At 67.3% G+C, this 1,304-nt stretch carries 1 protein-coding gene; it reads left to right on the plus strand.

Translation table 11 applies throughout. The annotated features are described in order from the left end of the window. Positions 1 to 18 precede the first annotated feature (18 nt). Positions 19 to 1,304: Rieske 2Fe-2S domain-containing protein (locus P0D96_RS47970; RefSeq protein ID WP_408321331.1), on the plus strand; the 1,286-nt coding region annotated here is incomplete at its 3' end.

Consider the following 1,304-nt stretch of genomic DNA (forward strand, 5'->3'; position numbering starts at 1 on the left):
TGTAAAGAGGAGAACCCGATGCTGACGGCCGAACAGAATGAACTGCTCACACGTGTGGGACCGGGCACGCCCGGCGGCGAACTGATGCGCCGTTACTGGCACCCGGTGGGCGGAGTGGATGAGTTCAGCAGCGCGCGCTCCACCAAGCGCGTGCGTGTGCTGGGCGAGGACCTGGTGCTGTTTCGCGACCGCCAGGGCCGCTTCGGGCTCATCGCCGAGCACTGCCCGCACCGGCGCGCCTCGCTCGCCTACGGCATTCCCACCGACCAGGGCATCCGCTGCCCGTATCACGGCTGGCACTTCGACGCCCAGGGCAAATGCCTGGAGCAGCCCAACGAGTCGGCCCAGACCTGCTTCAAGGAGCGCGTGAGCACGAGCGCCTACGCGGTCGAGGAACTGGGCGGCATGCTGTTCGCCTACATGGGCCCGGAGCCGCGTCCGCTGCTGCCGCGCTATGACGGCTTCGTCGCCTCGCCCGCGATCCGCATGATCGGTCAGGCGGTGGTGCCGGCGAACTGGCTGCAGATCATGGAGAACTCGGTCGACCAGGTGCATACCGAGTGGCTGCACGGGCAGTTGCACGAGCATCTGCGCGAGATCCAGGGGCAGCCCGCGAAGTTCTCGATCAGCCGCCGGCACGTGCGCATCGGCTTTACCGAGTTCGAGCACGGCATCATCAAGCGGCGCCTGCTCGAAGGGCAGTCGGAGGACTGCGACGACTGGCAGATCGGCCATCCGCTGGTGTTCCCGACAATGCTGGCGGTGGGCTATGCGTCGCCGCAATGGGGCATGTACGCGTTCCAGATCCGCACGCCAATGGACGACACGCACACCCTGCACCTGTGGTACACCGCGTACGTGCCGCCGCCGGGCGCGACGGTGGCGCCGCATCTGCTGGAGCGCGTGCCGGTGTACGAGGTGCCGTATCTGGACAAGCACGGCGAGTACGCGCTGGACATGATCGACGCGCAGGACATCATGGCGTGGGTCACGCAGGGGCCGATCGCCGATCGCACGAAGGAGAACCTGGGCAGCACGGACCAGGGGCTGGCGATCCTGCGGCGCATGGTGCATCGCGAGATCGGCAAGGTGCAGCGTGGCGAGGATCCGCTGGGCACGATGCGCGATGCGCGCGCCAATGAGCGCATCGACCTGCCGCTGGAGCGCGACAAGCACCACTTCCTGGACGGTTTCGCGAGCCTGCTCTCGCGCGTGCATGCGCGACATTCCCCGTTCGCGCGGGAACTGGTCGAACTGTTCCAGCCCGGCCAGGCTCGTGCCTTCGAAGAAGTGCTCGACTCGCT

This window comes from Paraburkholderia sp. RL17-347-BIC-D (assembly GCF_046027915.1).
GTDB lineage: Bacteria > Pseudomonadota > Gammaproteobacteria > Burkholderiales > Burkholderiaceae > Paraburkholderia.